Source organism: Candidatus Pelagisphaera phototrophica (assembly GCF_014529625.1).
Classification (GTDB): Bacteria; Verrucomicrobiota; Verrucomicrobiia; order Opitutales; family Opitutaceae; genus Pelagisphaera; species Pelagisphaera phototrophica.
In genome coordinates this window covers 820,538-841,381 of record NZ_CP076039.1, presented here as the reverse complement: position 1 = coordinate 841,381, position 20,844 = coordinate 820,538, and the positions used below count along the sequence as shown (strand labels likewise).

Annotated in this window: 16 protein-coding genes; 9 read left to right on the top strand and 7 right to left on the bottom strand. The window is 51.1% G+C overall.

Annotation, left to right across the window (positions count from 1 at the left end):
• Positions 1 to 104: 104 nt before the first annotated feature.
• Together GA004_RS03755 and GA004_RS03750 are read left to right on the top strand one after the other, a co-directional pair.
• Entirely contained in the window at positions 105 to 1,409 is a 1,305-nt protein-coding gene (locus GA004_RS03755; RefSeq protein ID WP_283395960.1) for a DUF1552 domain-containing protein, read from the top strand.
• Positions 1,410 to 1,490: 81 nt separating this feature from the next.
• Entirely contained in the window at positions 1,491 to 2,693 is a 1,203-nt protein-coding gene (locus GA004_RS03750) for a redoxin domain-containing protein (RefSeq protein WP_283395959.1), read from the top strand.
• A gap of 93 nt (positions 2,694 to 2,786) precedes the next feature.
• Here the strand turns inward: GA004_RS03750 and GA004_RS03745 are convergent, their stop codons facing one another.
• Positions 2,787 to 3,749, bottom strand: a complete 963-nt coding sequence (locus GA004_RS03745) for an alkaline phosphatase D family protein (protein ID WP_283395958.1) — start codon at positions 3,747 to 3,749, stop codon at positions 2,787 to 2,789.
• 110 nt (positions 3,750 to 3,859) lie between these two features.
• Between GA004_RS03745 and GA004_RS03740 the strand changes: the two genes are divergently transcribed.
• Complete coding sequence (locus tag GA004_RS03740) at positions 3,860 to 4,057, top strand: hypothetical protein (RefSeq protein ID WP_283395957.1); 198 nt, start codon at positions 3,860 to 3,862, stop codon at positions 4,055 to 4,057.
• Positions 4,058 to 4,397: 340 nt separating this feature from the next.
• Here GA004_RS03740 and GA004_RS03735 read toward each other — a convergent pair whose 3' ends face one another.
• The gene (locus GA004_RS03735) at positions 4,398 to 5,966 is read right to left on the bottom strand and encodes an arylsulfatase B (RefSeq protein WP_283395956.1); all 1,569 of its coding nucleotides are present in this window, start codon (positions 5,964 to 5,966) and stop codon (positions 4,398 to 4,400) included.
• Between the two features lie 152 nt (positions 5,967 to 6,118).
• Here GA004_RS03735 and GA004_RS03730 point away from each other — a divergent pair, with 152 nt between their 5' ends.
• The 5 genes from GA004_RS03730 to GA004_RS03710 all read left to right on the top strand — a co-directional run bounded on the left by GA004_RS03730 (position 6,119) and on the right by GA004_RS03710 (position 16,050).
• Positions 6,119 to 8,371 carry a DUF1592 domain-containing protein gene (locus GA004_RS03730; RefSeq protein WP_283395955.1) on the top strand — a complete coding sequence of 751 codons (2,253 nt, stop codon included), beginning with the start codon at positions 6,119 to 6,121 and terminating at the stop codon, positions 8,369 to 8,371.
• A complete protein-coding gene (locus GA004_RS03725; RefSeq protein WP_283395954.1) occupies positions 8,368 to 9,939 on the top strand; it encodes a sulfatase-like hydrolase/transferase in 1,572 nt (523 codons plus the stop codon). Before GA004_RS03730 ends, GA004_RS03725 begins: the two co-directional genes overlap by 4 nt.
• A gap of 160 nt (positions 9,940 to 10,099) precedes the next feature.
• A complete protein-coding gene (locus tag GA004_RS03720) occupies positions 10,100 to 11,434 on the top strand; it encodes an efflux RND transporter periplasmic adaptor subunit (protein ID WP_283395953.1) in 1,335 nt (444 codons plus the stop codon).
• Positions 11,435 to 11,439: 5 nt separating this feature from the next.
• A complete protein-coding gene (locus GA004_RS03715) occupies positions 11,440 to 14,610 on the top strand; it encodes an efflux RND transporter permease subunit (protein ID WP_283395952.1) in 3,171 nt (1,056 codons plus the stop codon).
• 90 nt (positions 14,611 to 14,700) lie between these two features.
• Positions 14,701 to 16,050: a DUF1552 domain-containing protein gene (locus GA004_RS03710; RefSeq protein WP_283395951.1), complete on the top strand. Its 1,350-nt coding sequence runs from the start codon at positions 14,701 to 14,703 to the stop codon at positions 16,048 to 16,050.
• Here the strand turns inward: GA004_RS03710 and GA004_RS03705 are convergent.
• Positions 16,047 to 16,382, bottom strand: coding sequence for a hypothetical protein (locus GA004_RS03705; protein ID WP_283395950.1), 336 nt, complete (start codon positions 16,380 to 16,382; stop codon positions 16,047 to 16,049). The two genes, GA004_RS03710 and GA004_RS03705, sit on opposite strands and share 4 nt — an antisense overlap.
• Before the next feature lie 36 nt (positions 16,383 to 16,418).
• Positions 16,419 to 16,793 carry a hypothetical protein gene (locus GA004_RS03700; RefSeq protein ID WP_283395949.1) on the bottom strand — a complete coding sequence of 125 codons (375 nt, stop codon included), beginning with the start codon at positions 16,791 to 16,793 and terminating at the stop codon, positions 16,419 to 16,421.
• A 235-nt stretch (positions 16,794 to 17,028) separates the two neighbouring features.
• On the opposite strand from GA004_RS03700, the gene GA004_RS03695 reads away from it, so the two are divergent.
• Positions 17,029 to 18,438 carry a sulfatase gene (locus tag GA004_RS03695; protein ID WP_283395948.1) on the top strand — a complete coding sequence of 470 codons (1,410 nt, stop codon included), beginning with the start codon at positions 17,029 to 17,031 and terminating at the stop codon, positions 18,436 to 18,438.
• Between the two features lie 249 nt (positions 18,439 to 18,687).
• Here the strand turns inward: GA004_RS03695 and GA004_RS03690 are convergent, their stop codons facing one another.
• From GA004_RS03690 to GA004_RS03680, 3 genes are all read right to left on the bottom strand, one after another.
• A complete protein-coding gene (locus GA004_RS03690) occupies positions 18,688 to 20,103 on the bottom strand; it encodes an aldehyde dehydrogenase family protein (RefSeq protein ID WP_283395947.1) in 1,416 nt (471 codons plus the stop codon).
• A 214-nt stretch (positions 20,104 to 20,317) separates the two neighbouring features.
• Positions 20,318 to 20,521 carry a hypothetical protein gene (locus GA004_RS03685; RefSeq protein WP_283395946.1) on the bottom strand — a complete coding sequence of 68 codons (204 nt, stop codon included), beginning with the start codon at positions 20,519 to 20,521 and terminating at the stop codon, positions 20,318 to 20,320.
• A gap of 3 nt (positions 20,522 to 20,524) precedes the next feature.
• Positions 20,525 to 20,692, bottom strand: a complete 168-nt coding sequence (locus GA004_RS03680) for a hypothetical protein (protein ID WP_283395945.1) — start codon at positions 20,690 to 20,692, stop codon at positions 20,525 to 20,527.
• Positions 20,693 to 20,844 lie beyond the last annotated feature (152 nt).

The window sequence follows — 20,844 nt, the reverse complement described above, 5'->3', positions numbered from 1 at the left end:
AACAAATCACACCCGTTTCATGAAACGAGAAAGACCTGTAAAAACTTTTTATCCGTATCCATTCTCATGATTCGCAAACCATCATTAATTAATTCTTTCAGTCAATGAACTACTCTAAACTGACCCAAACACGACGAACATTTCTTCGCAGCAGCTCCGCATTAATCGCTTTACCATTCCTCGAATCACTGGGTAGCTCGGCGTTTGCTGCTGCAGCGAAAGTGGCCGCTCCTCCTAAACGAATGATGTTTCTCGGCTTCGGCTGGGGAGTCACAAAAGAGTCTTGGTATCCAGATTTAAATACAATTGGTTCAAACTACAATCTTCCGAAAGGCCTAAAAGCGCTAGAGCGGCACAAAAAGGACCTCACCATTATTCAGAATCTGACCAATCAGTTTTCGAGCGAAGCCCACTGGGGCAGCACTTTCTATCTGACTGGCGCTAATCGTTATGCGGAGCCCGGACAGAGCTTCTACAACAGCGTATCCGTTGACCAAGTAGCTGCAGAAACACTCGGAAAAGAAACCCGCTTCACTTCTATTCAGCTGGGTTGCGATCGGGCGGAGGACTCTGGCCACGGTCCCGGATTATCCATGTCATGGAACCGGCAAGGCAAACCTATCGCCGGATTAAACACGCCCGTCGCCGCCTACCACAAACTGTTCTCCGATGACAACACACCTCTAGAAGAAAGGCAAACCATGCTGAAGCAGAAACGCAGTGTGCTCGACACTGTTCTGGACAACGCCCGAAGCATGAATGGAAACCTGAGCAAGAACGACACAGATAAACTCGATGAGTATTTCCAGTCGATTCGTGAAATCGAGACGCGACTGGCGAAGGAAGAGCAGTGGCTTGATGTTCCTAAAATCCGTCCTGCTGACCCAATCAATGAGCCGCAGGGAGAGATTGAGGGCTATGAAGAAGTTAAATTGATGTACGATATCATGGTGGCCGCAATGCAAGTCGACGCGACCCGCGTCATGACTTATCGCCAACCTGTGGATACCTTCATTCGAAGCCTCGGAGCAACCATCACCGGGCACAATATGAGCCACTATACGAACGGCTCGAGGCTAAGCGTTTCCGAGATGCGGGATGAAAAACAGACCCAGCTCCTCGCATATCTGATAGACAAGTTGAAGGGGACTAAGGAAGCCGATGGAAGCAGCTTGTTTGACAACATATCACTCAGCTACGGAAGCAACATTGAATCCATCCACTACCTGAAAAATTGCCCCACAATAATTACCGGTGGCGCTGCAGGTGTAAAACATGGTCGCCACCTGGTAATGGAAAATGCAAAAACGCCCCTGTGTAATCTATGGCTAAGCCTCCTTAAAGGCACTGGCATCGGGGCAGAGTCCCATGGCGACAGCACAGGCGTCATCGAAGAGTTATGGATGTGAAGGTAGAGCCCCGATTTACTTCTCAGCGCTAAAAAATCTTGGTCCGCCCACCAACTCGATGAACCTTCCCAATCCATCCCAATGAGACTCATCAAAATCCTCGCCCCTACTTTACTCCTCATTTCGATCGCTAGCACAAGCGCCTTCGCTGTGGATGCCAAAGGTCTACCCGACGGGTTCACGACGCTACACATTGGAGATTCCGCCCCTAACTTCAATCTGCCTGGAATTGACGGGAAACAATACTCGCTTTCCGACTTTGCCGGACCGGACATTCTTGTGGTCTACTTCACGGGGACCCACTGCCCGACCTCGCACGGAGCCATGGGGAGAGTACTGGAATTCGTTGAAGACTTTCAGGACGAGAGTTTCGCCTTCGTCGCCATCAACCCTAACCACTCCTCCGGATTGCGGCCCGATGAGTTTGGTCACACGGACTACGATGAGACCTTCGCAGACTCCAAAAGATACGCTGAGGATTACGGATGGACGTTCCCTTTCCTCTTCGACGGTGACGCACAAGTCACCGCCCGGGCCTATGGTTGTCTCGCCACTCCACATGTTCTTATTTTCGACAAGGAACGAAAATTACGCTACAATGGACGCTTCGACGATTCCCGCTTTCCCGATCCCACAACCGTGAAGCACCCCGATGCTCGCAACGCAGTCGAAGCGCTGCTTGCGGGAAATCCCGTACACGTTGAAACGACCCGCCCCCATGGTTGCTCTACCAAATGGAAAGAGCGCAACCAGCATGTAGTGGAAGAGGAGCAGAAATGGCAGTCAATTGAAGCAACCATAGAGAAAATCGACGCCGCAGGCATTGACGCATTGCGTAAAAACGGTACCGAGAAAGTACGCCTGGTCAATATCTGGGCGACTTGGTGCGTTCCTTGTGTAGAGGAGTTTCCCGACTTAACCGCTATTGCTCGGAAATTCAGCCGACGCGAATTCGAACTCATTACCATCAGCCTGGATCAGCTTAGCCAAATGGGAAAAGCCAAGGCCTTTTTGGGCAAGCATCGCGCCATCATGAGTGACAAGCTTCGCAAGTCAGTCGAGGCCGAAGGTCGCTCGACCAACAACTACCTCTACACCGGCACGAATATGGACGAGCTGGCGGACGCCCTCGATCCCGAATGGCCTGGACCGGTTCCCTATTCCATCCTCATTGATCAGGAAGGTCACGTTCTCTATCGTAAACTCGGCAAAATCGACCCCGAAGTCGTTCGCAGTGAAATTCTTGATACGCTGACCCGCCACTATACCGCACCCGACGAATAACGGATTCGGAAAACCTGGGTTCGCTAGGTTCTATATTGACATGAGTCCGCGAGTTTCGGGCGACACCACTTTACTGCCAATTCCCCTTCCTCCTCAATCGAAGGGCAAATGCATCGAACGATCCATTTCCCCTTTTAGCCCTCGTAAGCCTAGGAAAAGCTCTCTTTTTTCCCAATCCAGCTCGATCGATCCGAAGTTATTCTCAGAATACACCTTCCCAATACGGTGCCGGTTTGGCTCTCCCGGAAAAGTGTTCCAAGAATGCGTTAAACTACTTGAAGTGACTTCGACTAGCTCTTTACGGGAAGGACCGTATTCCATACGAGCGAACTCGCCGATGTGACGGTCTCCGCTGAGGAACACCACTCGGCCTTTTGCTTTTTCGGTCGCAAGATTGAGAAGTCTATTTCTCGATGCCGGAAAATTTGCCCACTTCTCGTACTTGTGATCCTCATGCAGCACTTGAATTCCCGAAACGATGAAATGTACTGAGGCTTCGCTCCGATCTAGGCATTTCTCTAGCCAGGTCCATTGCGCCTCTCCGAGCACATCTGGATCCGAAGCCTTGGGCGAATCCCGAAAATAACGGACATCGAGTAAAATCACCTGAATCTCCTGATCATCCTCACCGTATTCATAGTCCCAATATATGCCTTGTTGAGATCGCCGGTCACTGCTCACCGGCTCGTCAATAAAATCCAAAAACGCTTTTTGGCTGATTTCTTTGGCTGGGTACTCCACTCCTCCATTATTAATTCCGTAGTCGTGATCGTCCCAAACTCCAATCACTGCACACGAGTCTCTTAAACCCACGTATCCTGGGACTAGCTTCTGCTTAGAAGCCTTGGCCGCAAGGACTTCTGAATCCACGCTATCCCCATAATAGCAATCACCCGTCCAGATCCACAACTCTGGCTGAAAGGCTTGAACGGTATTCCAAATCGGCTGGGGCCTATTCTGTTTTGCACATGAGCCAAAGGCGATTCGCTCGATGGGGGCGCCCCATTGGTTTGTATGCGACAATGTGAAAAGCAGTATCGTAGTAAGTATCCGCATCTTCTGAACAATTAATCCCCAGAAGAAGCCTATGTCAAAAGGATACCCACATTACATCCATTCGCGTATATCGATTTTCCTTTGTGTCGGATACCTTCGCTCAAATAGCTTTGACTGACCTCGCTAATTGCGAAGCGGTGAACGTACTCGTCTGGGACGAACGACAGCCACGCCAAGCGGAGGCCTATGACAATGTTATAGGCCATGAAATTGCGGTGCAACTTGAAGCCACTGATAAAGACATAAGACTGATGTCAGTAACCCTTGACGATCCAAAACAAGGCCTATCTAGCGAGAACCCCGATTAGGGTGATGTCGTTATTTAGTGGGGACATAATCGACACTGGGAGATATCGCCCGAGACCGCCCAACGAAAGCTCATAAAGCACATCATGGCCGGCAAGCTCCACATAATCGCGTTTCATTCTCAGCATTGGACAACGGTTCAATCGAAACGATTGAAACGCATTCGGTCCCCGATTCGTCACCGGGATTTCTAGGTATTGCAACTTTGTTGAGCTTACTATTTACCAAAGCCCTAATTCCAAAGTCGACATCTCGCAACTAACGCAGTTTTCATCAATTTACGAAAACGCCAGAGCTACCACGGTGCAGCGCAAACGCTGGACCTATTAATCGCTAATCACTCTATCCCCTGGGAAGCGATTCGTGCAGATGGATAATGTTCCCATCGGTATCGCGAGCAATCGGAGGTCCTGCAGGAGCACCCGCACCGCCTCCAGGCCTGCCACCTGCAGTTCGTCCGCCAGCGGCGGGTCCTCCCAGTCGACCACCGGAGGCAACGCGCCCTTCACCTTGTCCACCCGCAGTGCCAACTCCAGGCCGCCCACTCTGGCCGCCATCGCCTCTCGCAATTCGAGCTGCTCGTCCTCGACGCCCTTCACGAAAAGGAGCATTGCGTACCATATCTGCAAATACAGCGTTGTTGACCATTATTTTTTCGACTACATCCTGATGGGTATCAGCGACATTAGTCGTTTCTTTCGGGTCATCGTAAATCTTAAATAGTTCGACAAGTTCCGGAGGCGAATTAGGCGTGTTTCTATTAATGTTCGAGTGTACCAGCTTGTAGTCGCCCGAATGCACTGAATAGGACGTTCCATTGCCGATAACCATATCGGTTTTACGCTCACGCTTTCCACCCGTTTTAAGGACGTCCCATAAGCTCTCACCGTCAAAAGGCGTATTCAGATTTGTCTTAAGGTCCAGAGCCTCAACGAATGTCGGAAACAAGTCGTAAACCACCATAGGCTGCTCGCTGCGGACGCCCGCAGGAATTTTACCCGGCCAACGGATGATAGCGGGCATGCGAGTGCCACCTTCGTATACCAGACCTTTTTGTCCTCGGAAACCACTGCTATCCCCGACTGTAGTCGGACCGTTGTCCGAAAAGAAAATCACTATCGTGTTGTCTCGTATTCCTTCGTCATCGATCGCCTTGAGAATGTTGCCGATCGCTACGTCTAAGATTTCCACCATCGCACAATAAATGCGGCGATCCCCATTTTCGATGTGGGCATACTTGTCGACGTACTCTTGAGGTGCTTGCAGGGGGGTGTGGGGCGCAGTGAACGCGACATAGGAAAAAAAGGGTTTGGAGGGATCGCGATCGCGGATCAGGCGACTGATTTCGTTGCCAAACAAATCGGTCACATACCCATTTTCAAAGACGGTTTTCCCATTACGGGCCCAATCTTTTTGCTCACCTCGCCCGTGCGTCCAGAAGTCCGGCCCTGCTCTCAGTGATCCGTAGGTATGGTCGAAACCACGATTAATCGGAAGATCGCGGACATGGGTCATGCCTAAATGCCACTTGCCCGCCGTCATAGTCGTGTAGCCCGCTTCCTTAAAAGCCTGATTCATAAGCTGCTCGTCGTGAGGTATCGTCAAGTTGGCTGGTATCGGCGAAAATATATCGTGACGCATCGAAATGTGACCCGTCAGGAGTGAGGTACGAGTGGGTGAGCAAATCGGGTAAGCATAAAATCGGTTCAGTTCCATTCCGTCCTTGGCGAGCTGGTCGAGATTGGGAGTCGACATCTCACCCCCGTGGTATCCCACGTCCCCCCAGCCTTGGTCGTCCGAGACTAAAAGCACAACATTAGGTTTGGTAGGAGCGGCGAATGAAAATGAGACGAGGCAAGTGAGAACAATCGTAACGAAACTCGAATTAATTACTGATAATCGTTCGCACATGGCACGGGATAAGAATAAAGGATGGGATTGCATAGATTAAGAGGGTAGCCATAAGGGGTTAAGTCTTTATTTTAACTACGAATTTCTCACTCAAGAGCAAGCAATAGTGATCGCGGCTTATCCAAAGTTTAGCCCCATTAGGAACTGAGGTGATGATGCGACTCCAGACCATCCACATTTTTGATTTGAAAGCATCCAATACAGCCCTTTTGTGTGAGGGTCACTTTAGCCCCACCTACCCCAGAATCAAGCCAAGGCAGATCGGGCACTTCGTTACTCGTACTTTGAATCGCATGCTAATTCCAATCAAACAAATAGCAACCCCTGCAGGCATCATATGTGACGTCCCTAGATTACTCGTATTCTTCGTAATCGGAGCAAAGATGACTCCCTTTGTTAATGCCGCAGAAGGCTTCAACGAAACGCTCCTTCCAGCCCTCGCAGAAAATTGCATCAAATGCCACGGCAAAGATGACAAAATAAAAGGGGATCTAAACTTATTGGAGATTTCGAATTCAGACGATTTACTGAGAACCCCCCACCGCATTCAGGATCTCATCGACGTCCTCGAATTCGAAGAAATGCCGCCAGAGGAAGAACCTCCTCTTTCAGCGGAGTCGAGACAGGAGATAATCGCTGAGCTGCAAGCACTGATGAAAGAGGCGATTGCCGCTCGCACCTCATTTCCTAAAACCCCGATTCGGCGCATGAACCGCTTTCAATACAATAACGCGGTCCAGGACTTGTTCGAGCTCAACGTGGAAGTCTTTACGCTTCCGGAACGTATGTTGCGGGAGTACGGCAACTACTTTAAACCACAGACAGGGATCATGCCATCGTCCCTAAAGGCAGGTAGCCGACCACTGGGGAAGTCCCAGATGATCGAACCGAGACTAGCCGGGGTCGGCCCTTTCCCTCAAGACCTCCGAGCAGAACATGGCTACGACAACCAAGCCGACCACTTATCTATTTCACCGCTGCTCATGGAATCATTCTTGAAGCTCAGCCGCTCGATTGTCGAAAGCGACGACTTCAACGAAGATACTTGCGGGGTGTGGCATTCATTTTTCACTCCTCCCGCCGCTAGTGAGAATCTCTCAATCGTTATCAGTAATCGACTACGTTCGTTTCTTACTCGGGCGTTTCGTGAGCCGGTAGATGAATCTACCTTGAATCGCTACGCTGAAAGCACCTTACAACGTATCCAATCAGGTGAGACCTACACGGATGCAATGAAAATGATGGCTTCAGCCGCTTTGGCCTCGCCACGGTTTCTCTACTTGCGGGATCAACCGGTCACTGAGGGCAAAATGAACGCAGCCATGGATACCGCCCTCGCATCGCGGCTTTCCTACTTTCTTTGGGGTAGCATACCCGACCCCATTCTTTTAGAAAAAGCGGTCAATGGAGAATTGAGTAACCCCAAAACGCTGGTCACCGAAGTCGAGCGAATGCTTCGGGACGAACGATTGAAACGGTTTTGCGACAGTTTTCCCGGACAGTGGTTGCAGCTCGATCGGATCATCACATCCACCCCCGATCGAGATACCTGGCCGGGGTTCTATCATTTTAAGTACCGGGGAAGCATGCATATGATGCTCGAGCCGCTCCTTCTTTTCGAGACCATTCTAATTGAGAATCGATCCATCTTGGAGCTCATTGACCCCACCTACAGTTATCAGAGTAAATTTCTTGAAACCTGGTACCAGGAAGGGGGCAGATCCAGTGGAATGTCAGCGCCAGTCGTGCAGGTTCCCTTTGAACGGGTGCTACTTGAAGACCGGCGTCAAGGTGGCGTCATTACAAACGCTGCGGTTATGACAATGACCTCCAGCGCCAGCCGAACCAAACCGATCACTCGAGGGGCCTGGATCGCATCCGTCATCTTCAACAACCCGCCAGAACCGCCCCCTGCGGACGTCCCCCCACTGCCGGAGAAGAGTGATGAAGTAGACATCGAATCGCTCACTCTGCGCGAACGGTTGGATGTTCATAGGGAAAACCTGGATTGCGCCGGCTGCCACAATCGAATCGATCCCCTAGGATTCGCTTTAGAGAATTACGGCCCAGCAGGACTTTGGCGTGAAAAATACGAGAACGGTCGCATCGTTAATACCTCCGGAAAGCTTTTCCGGAAGCACGCATTCCACAATATCGTTGAATTCAAAGACGCTATCCTTGCTGAGAAAGAGCGCTTCACCCGAGCTTTCGCAGCCCACGTGCTTTCCTTTGCACTCGGTCGCGAGCTCGATATCGCCGATTCTCCCTCACTCGACCAAATCGCCCAAGCAACCATCGACGACGAATTCCAGTTTCATACTTTAATCAAGGAAATCGTCCTCAGCGAATCCTTTCTGCAACCAGCACAGGCATCGGAGCCACAGGTAGCCCAACAAAGCCGATGAAACAGCAGATCCAAAAATCGCTGGGATGTCTTTGGTTTTTCAAAGGCATTGTTTTTTTGACGGCGATTACTTGTCTCAGCGTATTTGCCAAGAAGCCAAATATCATCATATTTCTAGCCGACGACCTCGGCTATAATGATATTGGATTCAACGGTTGTGATGACATTCCCACACCGCATATCGATTCCATCGCTGCACGAGGAGTCAAGTTTACGGACGGTTATGCGAATCATCCCATATGCTCTCCTTCCCGAGCGGGATTGCTTACTGGAATGTACCAACACCGATTCGGGTTTGAGAACAATTCTGGCCCCGAAGAGTATTCCGCTCCCAATTTCGGCATACCACGCGAAGTTCCCACACTGGCGGAAAGACTGAAGGAAGTCGGTTATGCCACCTGCTGGGTTGGGAAATGGCATGTTGGTTTTAAGGAAGGCCTCCGTCCACATGAACGTGGATTCGAGTACACCTATGGCTTCCACAGCGGCGCCCGAACATTCTATCCGAATGGCCCTCGCCAGAATCATCAAATGTTTCGCCACGGCCTGCCATACAATGACGAATCGGAGTACCTCACAGACGCTTTCGCTCGGGAGTCCGTCGAGTTTATTGAACAAAACCGGAAAAGCGAAAAACCATTCTTCCTTTTCTTTTCATTCAATGCGGTCCACTTGCCTCTCGAAGCAACCCAGCGTTACGAGAGCCGTTTTCCAGACATCAAAGACAAGAAACGCAAGACCTACGCTGGAATGCTATCCGCCCTAGACGACGCGATTGGACGTGTAATGACCAAAGTGCGCGATCTCGGCCAAGAAGGGAGTTCGCTCGTTTTCTTTTACAGCGACAACGGTGGACCCACGACTCAAACGACTTCGAGAAACGATCCACTAAGTGGGTACAAAGGGCAAATGCTCGAAGGAGGCATCCGAGTTCCTTTCGCCATGCAGTGGCTTGGAAAAATTCCAGCTGGCGAAACCTACCGAAAACCCGTCATGGGATTCGACGTACACGTAACTTCTCTTGTCGCCGCCGGTGCTCAATTGCCAACTAAAAACCCCCTCGATGGCAAAGACCTTATCCCATTTTTGAACGGACATCAAACAGGGAGGCCCCATCAGAACCTTTTCTGGCGAGCAGGAACCCAACACGCCGCTCGAGTGGGAGATTGGAAACTCGTAAAAATGCGTGGTCAGCCTGAAATGCTTTTCAATCTCGCCAATGACATTGGGGAGAAAAGAGACCTTTCCAAACGCAACCCAGAAAAGCTAAAGGAAACGCGAACCATCTATACCGCCTGGAGCGAACAGATGGAGACGCCTCGCTGGATTCGCCAGGACCGGACCAACGCCGAAATTGGCGGTAAACTCAAAACCGCCGCTAAGCCTCAAACTCGCAGCGGAGCCAATCTCACGCCCACTGAACGCTTTGCCCGCCTTTTCCGTGCAGACCAGAACAGAGACGGCCGCCTCACGCGCAAAGAATACAAAGGGCAATACTTCGACACCCTCGATCGCAACGGAAATGGCATCATAACCCGTAAAGAAGCCGAAGCAATGGCAAAGCCGTAGGGTCAGCTCTTACTAATAAAAACCGACATATCGACTGAAAGAAGATTCGAGCGTTTTCGATGTGTCCTAAAAACAGTATTCTATCGTAATTATCTCAACCAGAATTCGAGTCCCGGAGTCACCCCTAGCTTACGCACTTCTCTTTTAGATCACCCTGCACATGCCCTCGCCAGAAAGCAGCTCTCAACCGAAAGATACCTCGTCACAAAGCGAGCAAGGTTACCGCGCATCCGACCCTTCGAACCCAAAAAACCTTTTCTCTGTTCTCGTACGCCTCCTTCCGCCCATTCTGATCCTGGCGATTGGCGTTTTCGGCTATCTCACTCTGTCCGTCGAACCCGAGGAAACCAAAAAAGGAAAAGCCGAGCCGCGACCCATTAAAACCCAAGTGGTCAAGCTGGCCTCCCAAAGATACCCTACCCGCATAACAAGTCAAGGCAACGTCCGCCCCCACGATCAGATCACGCTCAATTCTGAAGTGGCTGGACGCATCGTTCGCATCAGCCCCAACTTCGAAGACGGAGCCTTTTTCAGCGAAGGAGACGTCCTCGTGGAGTTGGACACCGCCGACTTCGAAGCAACCCTGGCCAATGCCGAAGCGCAAGTAGCCCGGACCACTTCTTCCTACGCCTTGGAAAAAGCCCAGTCCGACCAAGCCCGCCAAAACTGGCAACGCCTGAGTTCGAAAGAGGACGAACAGCCCGACCCGCTTGTGCTGCGTATTCCTCAGCTAAAGCAAGCCGAAGCCAACGTCAAATCCGCCAACGCCCAACTAGATCGGGCCCAACGCGATTTGGAACGTGCTCGCATACGTGCCCCGTTCGATGGCCGCGTCCGCCAACGCTCTGTCGGCCTCGGCCAGGCTATCCGCATTAATTCCACCCTCGGCACGATCTTCGCCTCCGACTATGCCGAAGTTCGCCTTCCTATCTCTACAGAGGATCTACCGCTACTTGCGTTACCCGAAAACCTAGGCGACCCGCCTGTAGACGTAGAACTGAGCGACAGCCTGAACCCGGGAAACGGGGCCCTCTGGAAAGCTGAAATCGTCCGCACCGAGGGTGCCTTGGACGCCAGTTCGCTGGAACTCTTCGCCATCGCCAAGGTAGACGATCCGTTCGGACTGCATTCCGGCAAGCCACCCTTGCGTATTGGGCAACCGGTTACCGCTTCCATCTCCGGAAAAATTCTGGAAAACGTGATGCCTCTCCCCAGACTAGGCGTGAAGCGCCTGGATCAAGTTTACTTAGTGGATCCCGATAAAATGACCCTGCATAATCGTACCATAGTGGCAATCTGGGCAGACGAAGACCATGTTATCATTCGCGATCCAGATATTCCAGATGGTATGCTAATGGCCACTACAAAGCTGAGCTATGCCCCAGAGGGAGGCCAGGTAGAAATTCTTCCAGACATCAATCCCGACGCCCTAACGAAATCAGCATGGCTCGAAGCGTTGGGCGTTTCAAGCAAACCAAAAGAAAAACAGAATTAGTCGGTATGATAAGCTGGTTCACGAAAAATGGAATCGCCGCCAACTTTCTCATGGTTGGCATTTTCCTTGCCGGCTTGTACACCGCCTTCTTCAAAATCCCGCTGGAAGTGACTCCCGCTCTGAGCTGGGACCTTGTCATGATGGATATGAGATATCGAGGAGCGACTCCCAAGGATATCGAAAAAGCCATCTTGATCCCGGTTGAAACCGCCTTGGAAAGAGTCCAAGGAATTGAGCAACTCAACGCCGACGGCGGCAACGGGCGAGCCCGCTTTTACCTGCGAGCCAAAGACGGTGTAGATTTGCGCAGCTTGATGGACGACGTCAAAGCCGCAGTTGATACCATCAACACATTTCCTGCTGAAACCGAACCGCCCCGCATTTTCATACCGGAATCGGCAAACTCGCGAGAGGTACTCACGATCGCGGTTTCGGGGCATTTGAGCGACCACGACCTCCTCAAAGCCGCTCGCCAAGTTCAAGATGATCTTCTGGAGATGCCGGGCATCAGCAGAATCAACATTCAAGGAGACCGTGCTCGTGAGATTTCGATCGAAGCGGATGAGCGGAAACTCCGATCCTATGGACTGACCTTCCAGCAGATAGCCGACGCCATTCGCCGGAATTCTATCGATATGCCCGCCGGCACTATTCAAAGCCGAAGCGGGCGCTTAACGGTCAGGACCCGGGGCCAAGCATACACCGAAGAGGATTTTTCCAAAATTCCCATCCGCTCGAAAGACGGGGCTGATGTCCTCGTAGGAGAGGTAGCCACGATCATCGATGGTTTCGAAGGCGGCACCAAATACGTCGAATTCAACGAAAAGCCGGCTCTCTATGTAGAAGTCATGCGGATTGGACAAGAGAGTGCCATCGGCATCTCTGACAAGGTGCGGAAATACGTAGACACCGCCCACAATCGATTTCCGAATGGCGTCGAACTGCACATTTGGAAAGACGAGTCCCAAAGCATACGCGGCCGCTTGGATACGCTCGTTACTTCCCTCTTTCAGGGAAGTATCCTCGTCATGATCATACTGGGCATTTTTCTGCGTCCGCAGGTTGCTTTCTGGGTCGTGTTGGGTATCCCGATTTCCTTTGCCGGCGGCGTCTTGCTCATGCCCTTCTTTGGGGTGACGGCAAACATCATGAGCCTTTTCGGCTATATTCTGGTACTGGGGGTCGTTGTCGATGATGCCATTATTACAGGCGAAAATGTCTATTCCCAACTCAAGACCGGCATGGACCCGACTGAGGCCAGCATACTGGGGACGAAACAGGTGGCCGTGCCTGTTACCTTCGGTGTCATAACAACCGCAGTCGCCTTTTTACCCCTGCTCTATTTCGAAGGCGTCTGGGGAGATTTCGCAAAGCAAATTCCTCCTATCGTTGCCCCGGTACTGCTATTCTCGCTAATCGAATCCAAGTTTATTTTGCCAGCGCACCTTAAAAACGTGCGCATCAAGCCGACTAAAAATGCGTTCGGACGCTTTCAGACGCGGGTCGCCAATAGCATGGAGCAATTTGCGGAGAGCGTCTATCAACCGGCACTGAAATTCGCTGTAGCCAATCGATGGTCGGTATTGTGCCTTTTCGCAACCATGGGATTGCTCATGGGCGGTTACTGCATGGGCGGGCGGCTCGGTTTTCAGTCCTTCCCAAGCGTTGATACCACTCGCCTCACAGCCATCCTGGCACTTCCGGGCGATGTCCGCTTGGAAACCACAGACCGCTACATTAGAAGAATCGTCGATGCGGTTGATCAGCTTAAAACCGAGTTCGTCGATCCGGAAACGGACGAACCGCTGGTGCGGAATGTTTCTATCGTATCTGGAGCTAAGTATCCAGGTAAAGGATACAGTCAGTCTCAGGGATTCGTCCAAGTGGAAGTCGTTCCCCCGGAGGGTAGAAGCGAGCCGGGACCGCGCAATAGCGTGATCGCCAATCGGTGGGCTGAAATCATTGGGCCTATCCCCGAAGCCAGAACGTTTCGAGTGTATTCCGAGTCCACGCTCCAACAAGGGGGCGAGTATAACGAGGATAATTTGAATCTTGAACTGCGCGGTCCGAGCTCAGAGGAAAAAGCGATAGTCGCTGACGAGATCCGGACGATGCTATCGGGGTACGAGGGTATCAATAACGCCTGGGCCAATGTTAACTTTCGGGCAGATGAACTGGAGGTAACCCTTAAGCCCAGAGCCGCTGAGCTGGGCCTAACGCAACAGCTTCTGGCGCGTCAAATCCGCCAAGCATTTTACGGGGAGCAGGCTCAACGGATACTGCAGGGCGTCGACGACGTTCGCGTCATGGTGCGATTGCCCGAAGATGAACGCGAATCCTTGTATACTTTTGAGCGTATCAAAATCCGCACTCCTCGGGGAGCTGACGTACCTCTGACGACCGTAGCAGATGTCACCTTCACGCAAGCTCCAACCCACATAGAGCGAAACGACCGAGCTGAAGTCATTCGCATCGGGGCCCAGCCGATCGACGAAACCGTAGACATCGTTGGAATCTCGAAAGAAATCGAGCCTCGAATTCAAGAGCTGTGCAACGAGGTGGAAGGCTTGTCGTTCCAATGGATGGGATATGTGGCCGAAGCCGAAGAATCGAGACGTCGCACCATCATCGGCTCTTTAGCCCTGCTATTCATCCTCTACGCCCTTCTTGCGATCCCATTCAAATCCATGACACAGCCCTTCTTCGTCTTGATCGCCCTTCCATTTGGCATCGTCGGGGCCTTGCTTGGGCACATGGTCATGGGCCTAACGCCCTCTTACCTATCAATCTTCGGAATGCTAGCGTTGGCTGGAGTCGTGGTGAACGACTCTTTGGTCTTGGTCGATTTCGTAAACCAAAGAAAGGCAGCTGGTATGAGTCTCCGCGATGCTGCCTTTGAGGCCGGAGGTAAACGATTTCGCCCCATCATTCTTACCTCCCTAACAACATTCGTTGGTTTGCTTCCGCTTATGATGGAATCCTCCCTGCAAGCCCAGTTCCTCATACCCATGGCCGTATCTCTGGGATTCGGCGTCGTATTCGCCACTGTTATCACCTTGTTCCTCATACCTTGCACTCTTCTGGTTGCCCAAGACCTTGGGACAATGTTGTCCACAGCGAAGCAATGGTATTGGAAGCCCTTCAAGTCAGAGGAAAGTCTGGAAGGTAATGCTTAATTTTTCCGCGATTCTCCCGAATTACCGGTTTCAAAAAACTGATTGCCTAAAGCACATTTTCGACGCTAACATAGTTTCGATTGCTTTTCAATGAATCCTCTAATCAACAGACGCGATTTCATAAAAGGCGCCGGCGGGGCAGCTCTTTCGTTGCCTTGGTTCGAGAGCCTAGCTAAGCTTGCTCCAAGGAAGTTGCCTAAAACACGCTTGGCCTATTTCTACGTACCCATCGGCGTAGTTAGACGATCGTTTTTTCCTGGAGAAGCGGAAGCGGAGGTTCCCGAAGGGAATCAGAGCAGCAATATGGCCTCCCTATTCCTTCCGGAAATAAAGCCAGGCCTCCACAACCTGGGTCTTACACCCACACTACAGCCATTGGCCCCGGTTAAGGACAAAATTACCTTAATCACAGGACTCGATAGGCAGTTTCAGCACGGCACTGATGTTCACGCCCAATGCGCTTCTTGCTTTTTGAGCAGCGCAACGCCTTATTCGGTGGAAACCTCCGCCTATCCTCTCGATCGCACACTTGACCATATCATTGCAGACAACGTCGCCCGCGAAACGCCTTTCCGATCTTTGGAATTCAGTTGCAACAGCCATCGCGACAATAAGGAGTCGATGTATTTTGACAACATGTCTTGGTACGGCACTGGCCACCTAGCTCCGTCAATCCGCGATCCCCGCAAGATGTACAACCGGCTTTTCCGTGATCAGGAAATCCAGAATTTCCGCAACATCACGGACTTAGTTCTTGAAGACGCTCGAACATTAAATCGTAATCTTGGATACACAGATCAGCAGAAGTTCGCCGAGTATTTTCATTCCATTCGAACGATCGAAGAGAGGATTGACAAGCTCGACCGCATGAAAGGCGAGCTCGACAAGACGCCCATGCCCGAGCCAACCGGAGCCTATCTCCCAAGAGGCGAATACATTCGGCTCATGGGAGATCTCATGGTGATCGCCTTGCAAACCGGATTGACTCGAGTAGCCACTTTCATGGTGGGACCCGAGCGTTGGAACACGCCTTTCACTTACGATAGTCTGTTCGACAAGCCCATGAGCCATCACTACATGTCTCACAACCAGACTGAGCACGTAGAGGATCTAGAGCGGCTGGATCGATTCCATATGGAGCAGTATCTCTATTTGGTCCAAAAAATGGATGGCATAGTCGAATCCGATGGATCGACACTTCTCGACAACACTATCTTCACCTATGGCTCCGGCCTCGGTGACGGGTCGACCCACCAGTACCACGACCTGCCCATTGTGGTCGCTGGTTCCGGTAGAGGGACCCTGAGAACAGGTCAGCACTACCATAGTCCAGAAGCCACACCCCTTGCCAACCTTTGGCTTACCCAGGCTCGAGCGATGGGGCTCGATATGGACCGTTTCGCCGACAGTTCAGGGATTCTTTCCCAGCTGCAATCCTAGTCTGTTCTCAAGGACCAAATCCGCAGACCGTCAATATCCGCGGTTCCGCTAACAGCGAATGCCATGTTTTGCTTTACAGCGTGATCGATTCCGTAAGATTTCAGACTTCCCACGGAAGCGCCAACTATCCACGCTGACATAACATCACCTCGTATCAAGATTTTCAATTCGTACCATCGGCCTAGCTCTAAATCGACATCGTGGTAGGCAAATTTGTCCCTCATTAGAGCGTTGATCTCTTCCTTAGATGCTCCCGCCAGTCTTTTCTCCCGAATCTTCAAGTCGAATATTCCCGTCTTCCCATCCCGCAAATCCACTTGCTTGGGTTTCACACCTACGTGACAAATGTGGCCCGAATGGGATACTTTTCAATTGGGGTCATTAAAATTGAATTCGATAACTTTGCTATCGTGTATCCGAAATTTTACTTGACCCACACCGTCATCAAACGGAGCGTCATGCCCGACCGAGACCCCATGATTCGCATGAGGAGCCATGGTGACTCTCAAATAGCCATCCTGTAAATCTGCTTGCTTGATTCCGGCGGCTCGCTTCTTGCTATTCGTTACCCAACCACAATCCAGTTGCTCCTTTGATTCGTCCCTCTCGGATCGCTCAAAATCGTCCTCAAACACAATTTGTCCTTTGGTGGAAATTAATTGTTCAAGCTCTTCTACCGAACCTGCGGCATTGAATTCCAGCAAAAGTAGCGAAACTAAAATTAGTATGCGTATCAGGGCCATACCATGACCCTTACCCCTATCCAAAAAATCGCAAGTACCTGATGAACGCTGATTGAGACCAGAAGCCCTTAACGAATCGTAACCCACTTAGGCAATTGATAGCCCACTTCAGCTAGGCCTATTCCCGATGGAGCCTTAGAGAAATCACCGATTTAGACAAGAATTCACCTAAAATACTCTTAGTAACCAGGTTAGGAATTGCCGAACGTCGATTTAGATCCATTTTTCAATTCCTGTGCGTACCCAGCTAATCGTTTCCCTCTTGGCGCTCGTCGCTACCCAGGCTTTCTCGACAGACCGGAAGCCGAACATCGTGCTGCTTTTGGCAGACGACCTGGGGTGGACCGGGCTTCGCTCCTTTGGCAGCGATTATTACGAAACTCCCCATCTCGATCGCCTCGCTTCAAAAGGGATGTCGTTTACCAATGCCTATGCGGCCTGTACGGTTTGCTCACCCACACGTGCGAGCATCATGACGGGTATGTACCCTGCTAAACTGCGACTAACCGACTTCATTGCTGGCCAAAACCGCCCTTATGCCCAGATGAAAACCCCCGAATGGACTAAGGGGCTCGACAAACGGCACATCACCGTAGCTGAGGCTCTGAAAGAGAATGACTACAAAACGATCCACGTAGGGAAATGGCACTTAGACTTTCCCGAAGAGGGCAATCAAGGACCGACAGCTCACGGCTTCGACGTATCCCATGACAAGCCGCAGGGAACCCGGGGCTACTTCATCAACGATTCCACCGTAAATTCACTGAGGCTCCAGTCAAACTACTCCACCGATTATCTGACTGACAAGGCAATTGAGGAGATCCGGAAAGCGAAAGACGATCCTTTCTTGCTCTACTTCGCCTACAATGTTCCTCACACACCGATTCAAGGTAGAGAGGATCTCGTAAAATACTTTAATGAAAAAGTGGATACATACGCGATCCACAAAAATCCAACTTATGCCGCCATGGTCAAAAGCCTGGATATAAGCGTGGGACGCGTCATCGAATCGCTTGAAAGCGAAGGCGTCCTAGAAGATACTTTAATTGTCTTCACTTCAGACAATGGCGGGCTCACCCAGCGCTATGGCAAACACGATAGCTTCACCGAAAACCTTCCTCTGCGGAGAGGGAAAGGTTCCGCCTACGAAGGCGGGGTCCGAGTTCCAGCAATAGCCAGCTGGCCAGGATTCATTCCAGAGGGAGTTAAGAGCGATACGCCCATTATGACGATTGACTACTACCCAACCTTTTTGGAAGTGTCGGGGGCTTCGGGGGTCGCAAGCCACAATGAGTACATGGATGGCAGGAGTCTGGTTCCTGTATTCACTAAACCCACTCAAACCATCCGTCGGAATCTTTTCTGGCACTATCCCCACTACCATGCGGGTGGAGACGGTCCCTACAGCGCCATCCGATCTGGTAATTGGCGCCTCATTGAGTTTCACGAAACGGGAAGAGTAGAGCTCTACAATCTCAACAAGGACATCTCGGAAACGCACGACAGCTCCGAGATCAATCTGAAGACTCGAGATCAGCTCCGACTCCAACTCAACCGCTGGCGAGCATCCTTGGCAGCCCAAATGCCGGTCCCCAATCCCAATTACGATCCGGCTCGAGAAACCGAAGTCGCAAGGAATCGCTGAATGTAGGCGATTTATAGAAGGTTCTGATGCAAGTACCGCTCCATTCGTAGAGTTCGGCCATCACATGGCCCGGGTTAAGTTTCGTGAATCAGGCGTTTTATCGATAGCGGACAGAGAGTGCGTCCAAACAGTCATTCTGAGAGAGAACTGAGGGAGAAAGTTAGGATAGAATGGGGGTTTGCAATGCCAAGACTCGCTAGTGCAAATACAAAAGGGATGAGTAGATAAATTCTCATCAGCTAGATAGAACTATTTCGAGTGGATCACGACGGTCTTCAACTCCGTCATTTCTTCAATCGCGTACTTAGGCCCTTCCTTTCCGATACCGCTTCCCTTTAGGCCACCATAAGGCATGGCATCGACCCGCCACAATGGCCCCCAATTGATGTGAATATTTCCACTGTCCACTTCCCGGGCAAAACGCATCGCTTTGTCTATATCTTTGGTAAACACACCCGCCCCAAGACCAAACTCTGTGTCGTTTGCCAGCTGAATCGCTTCGTCGACATTGACTGCCTTCACAACAGACACCGCGGGGCCAAACAACTCTTCGCGGCAAATTCGCATGGAATGCGTCGCTCCATCTAGCAGAGTCGGCTGCATAACCGCTCCTTCACGTTGCCCCCCACAGACAATGCTAGCTCCGTCGGAAACCGCGTCCTGTATCCAATTTTCAACGCGACCAGCATCAGATTCACGTACCATCGGTCCAATTCCTGATGTTTCGTCCAGCTGGTTTCCTGCTGACAGGGATTCGATCTTCGGTTTCATAATATTGATTAGATCGTCGCGAACCGAGTCCATGACAATCATCCGTTGAGTCGAAATGCACACCTGACCTGCATTGGCATAGGCTGAGGCGACTGCGACATCTGCGACTTGTTCCAAGTCCGCGTCTGGTAACACGACTAGGGGACAGTTCGAACCCAGCTCCATCGTGACTTTCTTAATACCAGCAATATTGCAAATCCGCTCGCCCACTTCTTTGCTACCGGTAAAGGAAATCTTGCGCACTCGAGAGTCAGAACAAATCCCTTCTCCGATCGTCTTGCCACTTCCCGTGATGCAGGAGAGAGCTAGAGGAGGCAATCCCGCCTCCAAGAGAATCTCGACTAATTTCAACGCGACCAAAGGGGTATCGCTAGCGGGTTTTAAAATGACCGAATTTCCAGCCGCTAAGGCTGGGCCGACTTTGTGGCAAACGAGATTGAGAGGAAAATTGAAAGGAGCGATTGCCGCCACCACCCCGCAGGGAACTCGCAGGGTAAACCCAAAACGGTTTCGCACATCCTTGCTTCCATCTAACGGCAAGACTTCGCCCGTGAGGCGTTTGGCCTCCTCACTGCTGATTTCCAAGGTCTGGCTCGCCCGATCGACTTCATGCCGTGCCTCTCGCAAAACTTTACCCTCCTCGGAACTAAGGGTGTGAGCCAAATCCTCAGAACGTTCACGCAGTAACGCCGTCGCTCGATTCAGAATTTCGTATCGATCGTACCCAGAAAGCACTTTCATATCCTCTGCTCCTTTTACCGCAGAAGCGATCGCATCTTCTACATCCTGTTCGGTCGCTTTCGGTACAGTATCGACCACTTGACCGTCAAAAGGGTTGAGTACATCGATTCGTTCATCGCGCTGTTGCCAACTTCCGTTTAGATAGAATTTCATTTGAGTGCTGCCTTTGTATTCAAATATCGATTAAAGTCAGGTTGATACCCCTCTCAAACTCCATACATTTCTTTGAGGAGTATGTTCGAAAACAGAAATCCCTATAACCGCACTATGGCACCGTCCGGTTTCAACGCAAGTACCAGGTTTCAATACGACGCTTCGTAGATGGATCGAAGGTCTTCCAAAGTCGGTCGGTTTGCAGTCAGAACCATTAGACGTTCAAGCAGACCTGCTGACTCTGCCAACGATGGGATATCCTCATGCTTCCCCCTACGTCTCTCAGGCGCTCGGGAAGTCCCGATTCTCTGCGCAATCGGATCACTTCGCTTATAGCCGCTTCCGCCGTTACTTCGACTCCGAGTAAGCGACCGATATGAGCGATTCGCTCCTCACGTGCAGGACGCAGAAATTTCAAAATCTAGGGCAGAACAATCCCTACACCCGTGCCGTGAGTGCTCTGGTATTGGTTGCCAATCGGATATTCAAGCGCATGCACTAGAGCGACCTCCACAATTGGAAAAGGCAAGTCCACCCTGAGTCGCATCCAAGGCCACGTCCGAGCGCGCATCCAAGTTGCTAGGCTCATCTCCCGCGTGCAAAAAATTTTCTCCGAGAGGTTTATTCGCGAATTCACGTAAGCAACCTAATGCTGCCGTAACATAAAAGAGGACTGTAGGTTTCTCATTGGAGTTTTCACCCCAAGTTTCAAACAGGTGTTGGGAAGTCTCGAAAATAAAT

What these genes read in the sequence shown, in the direction of transcription:
- GA004_RS03755 (WP_283395960.1), top strand. Translation starts at nt 105, where the DNA reads ATGAACTACTCTAAACTGACCCAAACACGACGAACATTTCTTCGCAGC.
- GA004_RS03750 (WP_283395959.1), top strand. Translation starts at nt 1,491, where the DNA reads ATGAGACTCATCAAAATCCTCGCCCCTACTTTACTCCTCATTTCGATC.
- GA004_RS03745 (WP_283395958.1), bottom strand. Translation starts at nt 3,749, where the DNA reads ATGCGGATACTTACTACGATACTGCTTTTCACATTGTCGCATACAAAC.
- GA004_RS03735 (WP_283395956.1), bottom strand. Translation starts at nt 5,966, where the DNA reads ATGTGCGAACGATTATCAGTAATTAATTCGAGTTTCGTTACGATTGTT.
- GA004_RS03730 (WP_283395955.1), top strand. Translation starts at nt 6,119, where the DNA reads ATGATGCGACTCCAGACCATCCACATTTTTGATTTGAAAGCATCCAAT.
- GA004_RS03725 (WP_283395954.1), top strand. Translation starts at nt 8,368, where the DNA reads ATGAAACAGCAGATCCAAAAATCGCTGGGATGTCTTTGGTTTTTCAAA.
- GA004_RS03720 (WP_283395953.1), top strand. Translation starts at nt 10,100, where the DNA reads ATGCCCTCGCCAGAAAGCAGCTCTCAACCGAAAGATACCTCGTCACAA.
- GA004_RS03715 (WP_283395952.1), top strand. Translation starts at nt 11,440, where the DNA reads ATGATAAGCTGGTTCACGAAAAATGGAATCGCCGCCAACTTTCTCATG.
- GA004_RS03710 (WP_283395951.1), top strand. Translation starts at nt 14,701, where the DNA reads ATGAATCCTCTAATCAACAGACGCGATTTCATAAAAGGCGCCGGCGGG.
- GA004_RS03700 (WP_283395949.1), bottom strand. Translation starts at nt 16,793, where the DNA reads ATGGCCCTGATACGCATACTAATTTTAGTTTCGCTACTTTTGCTGGAA.
- GA004_RS03690 (WP_283395947.1), bottom strand. Translation starts at nt 20,103, where the DNA reads ATGAAATTCTATCTAAACGGAAGTTGGCAACAGCGCGATGAACGAATC.
- GA004_RS03680 (WP_283395945.1), bottom strand. Translation starts at nt 20,692, where the DNA reads ATGAGCCTAGCAACTTGGATGCGCGCTCGGACGTGGCCTTGGATGCGA.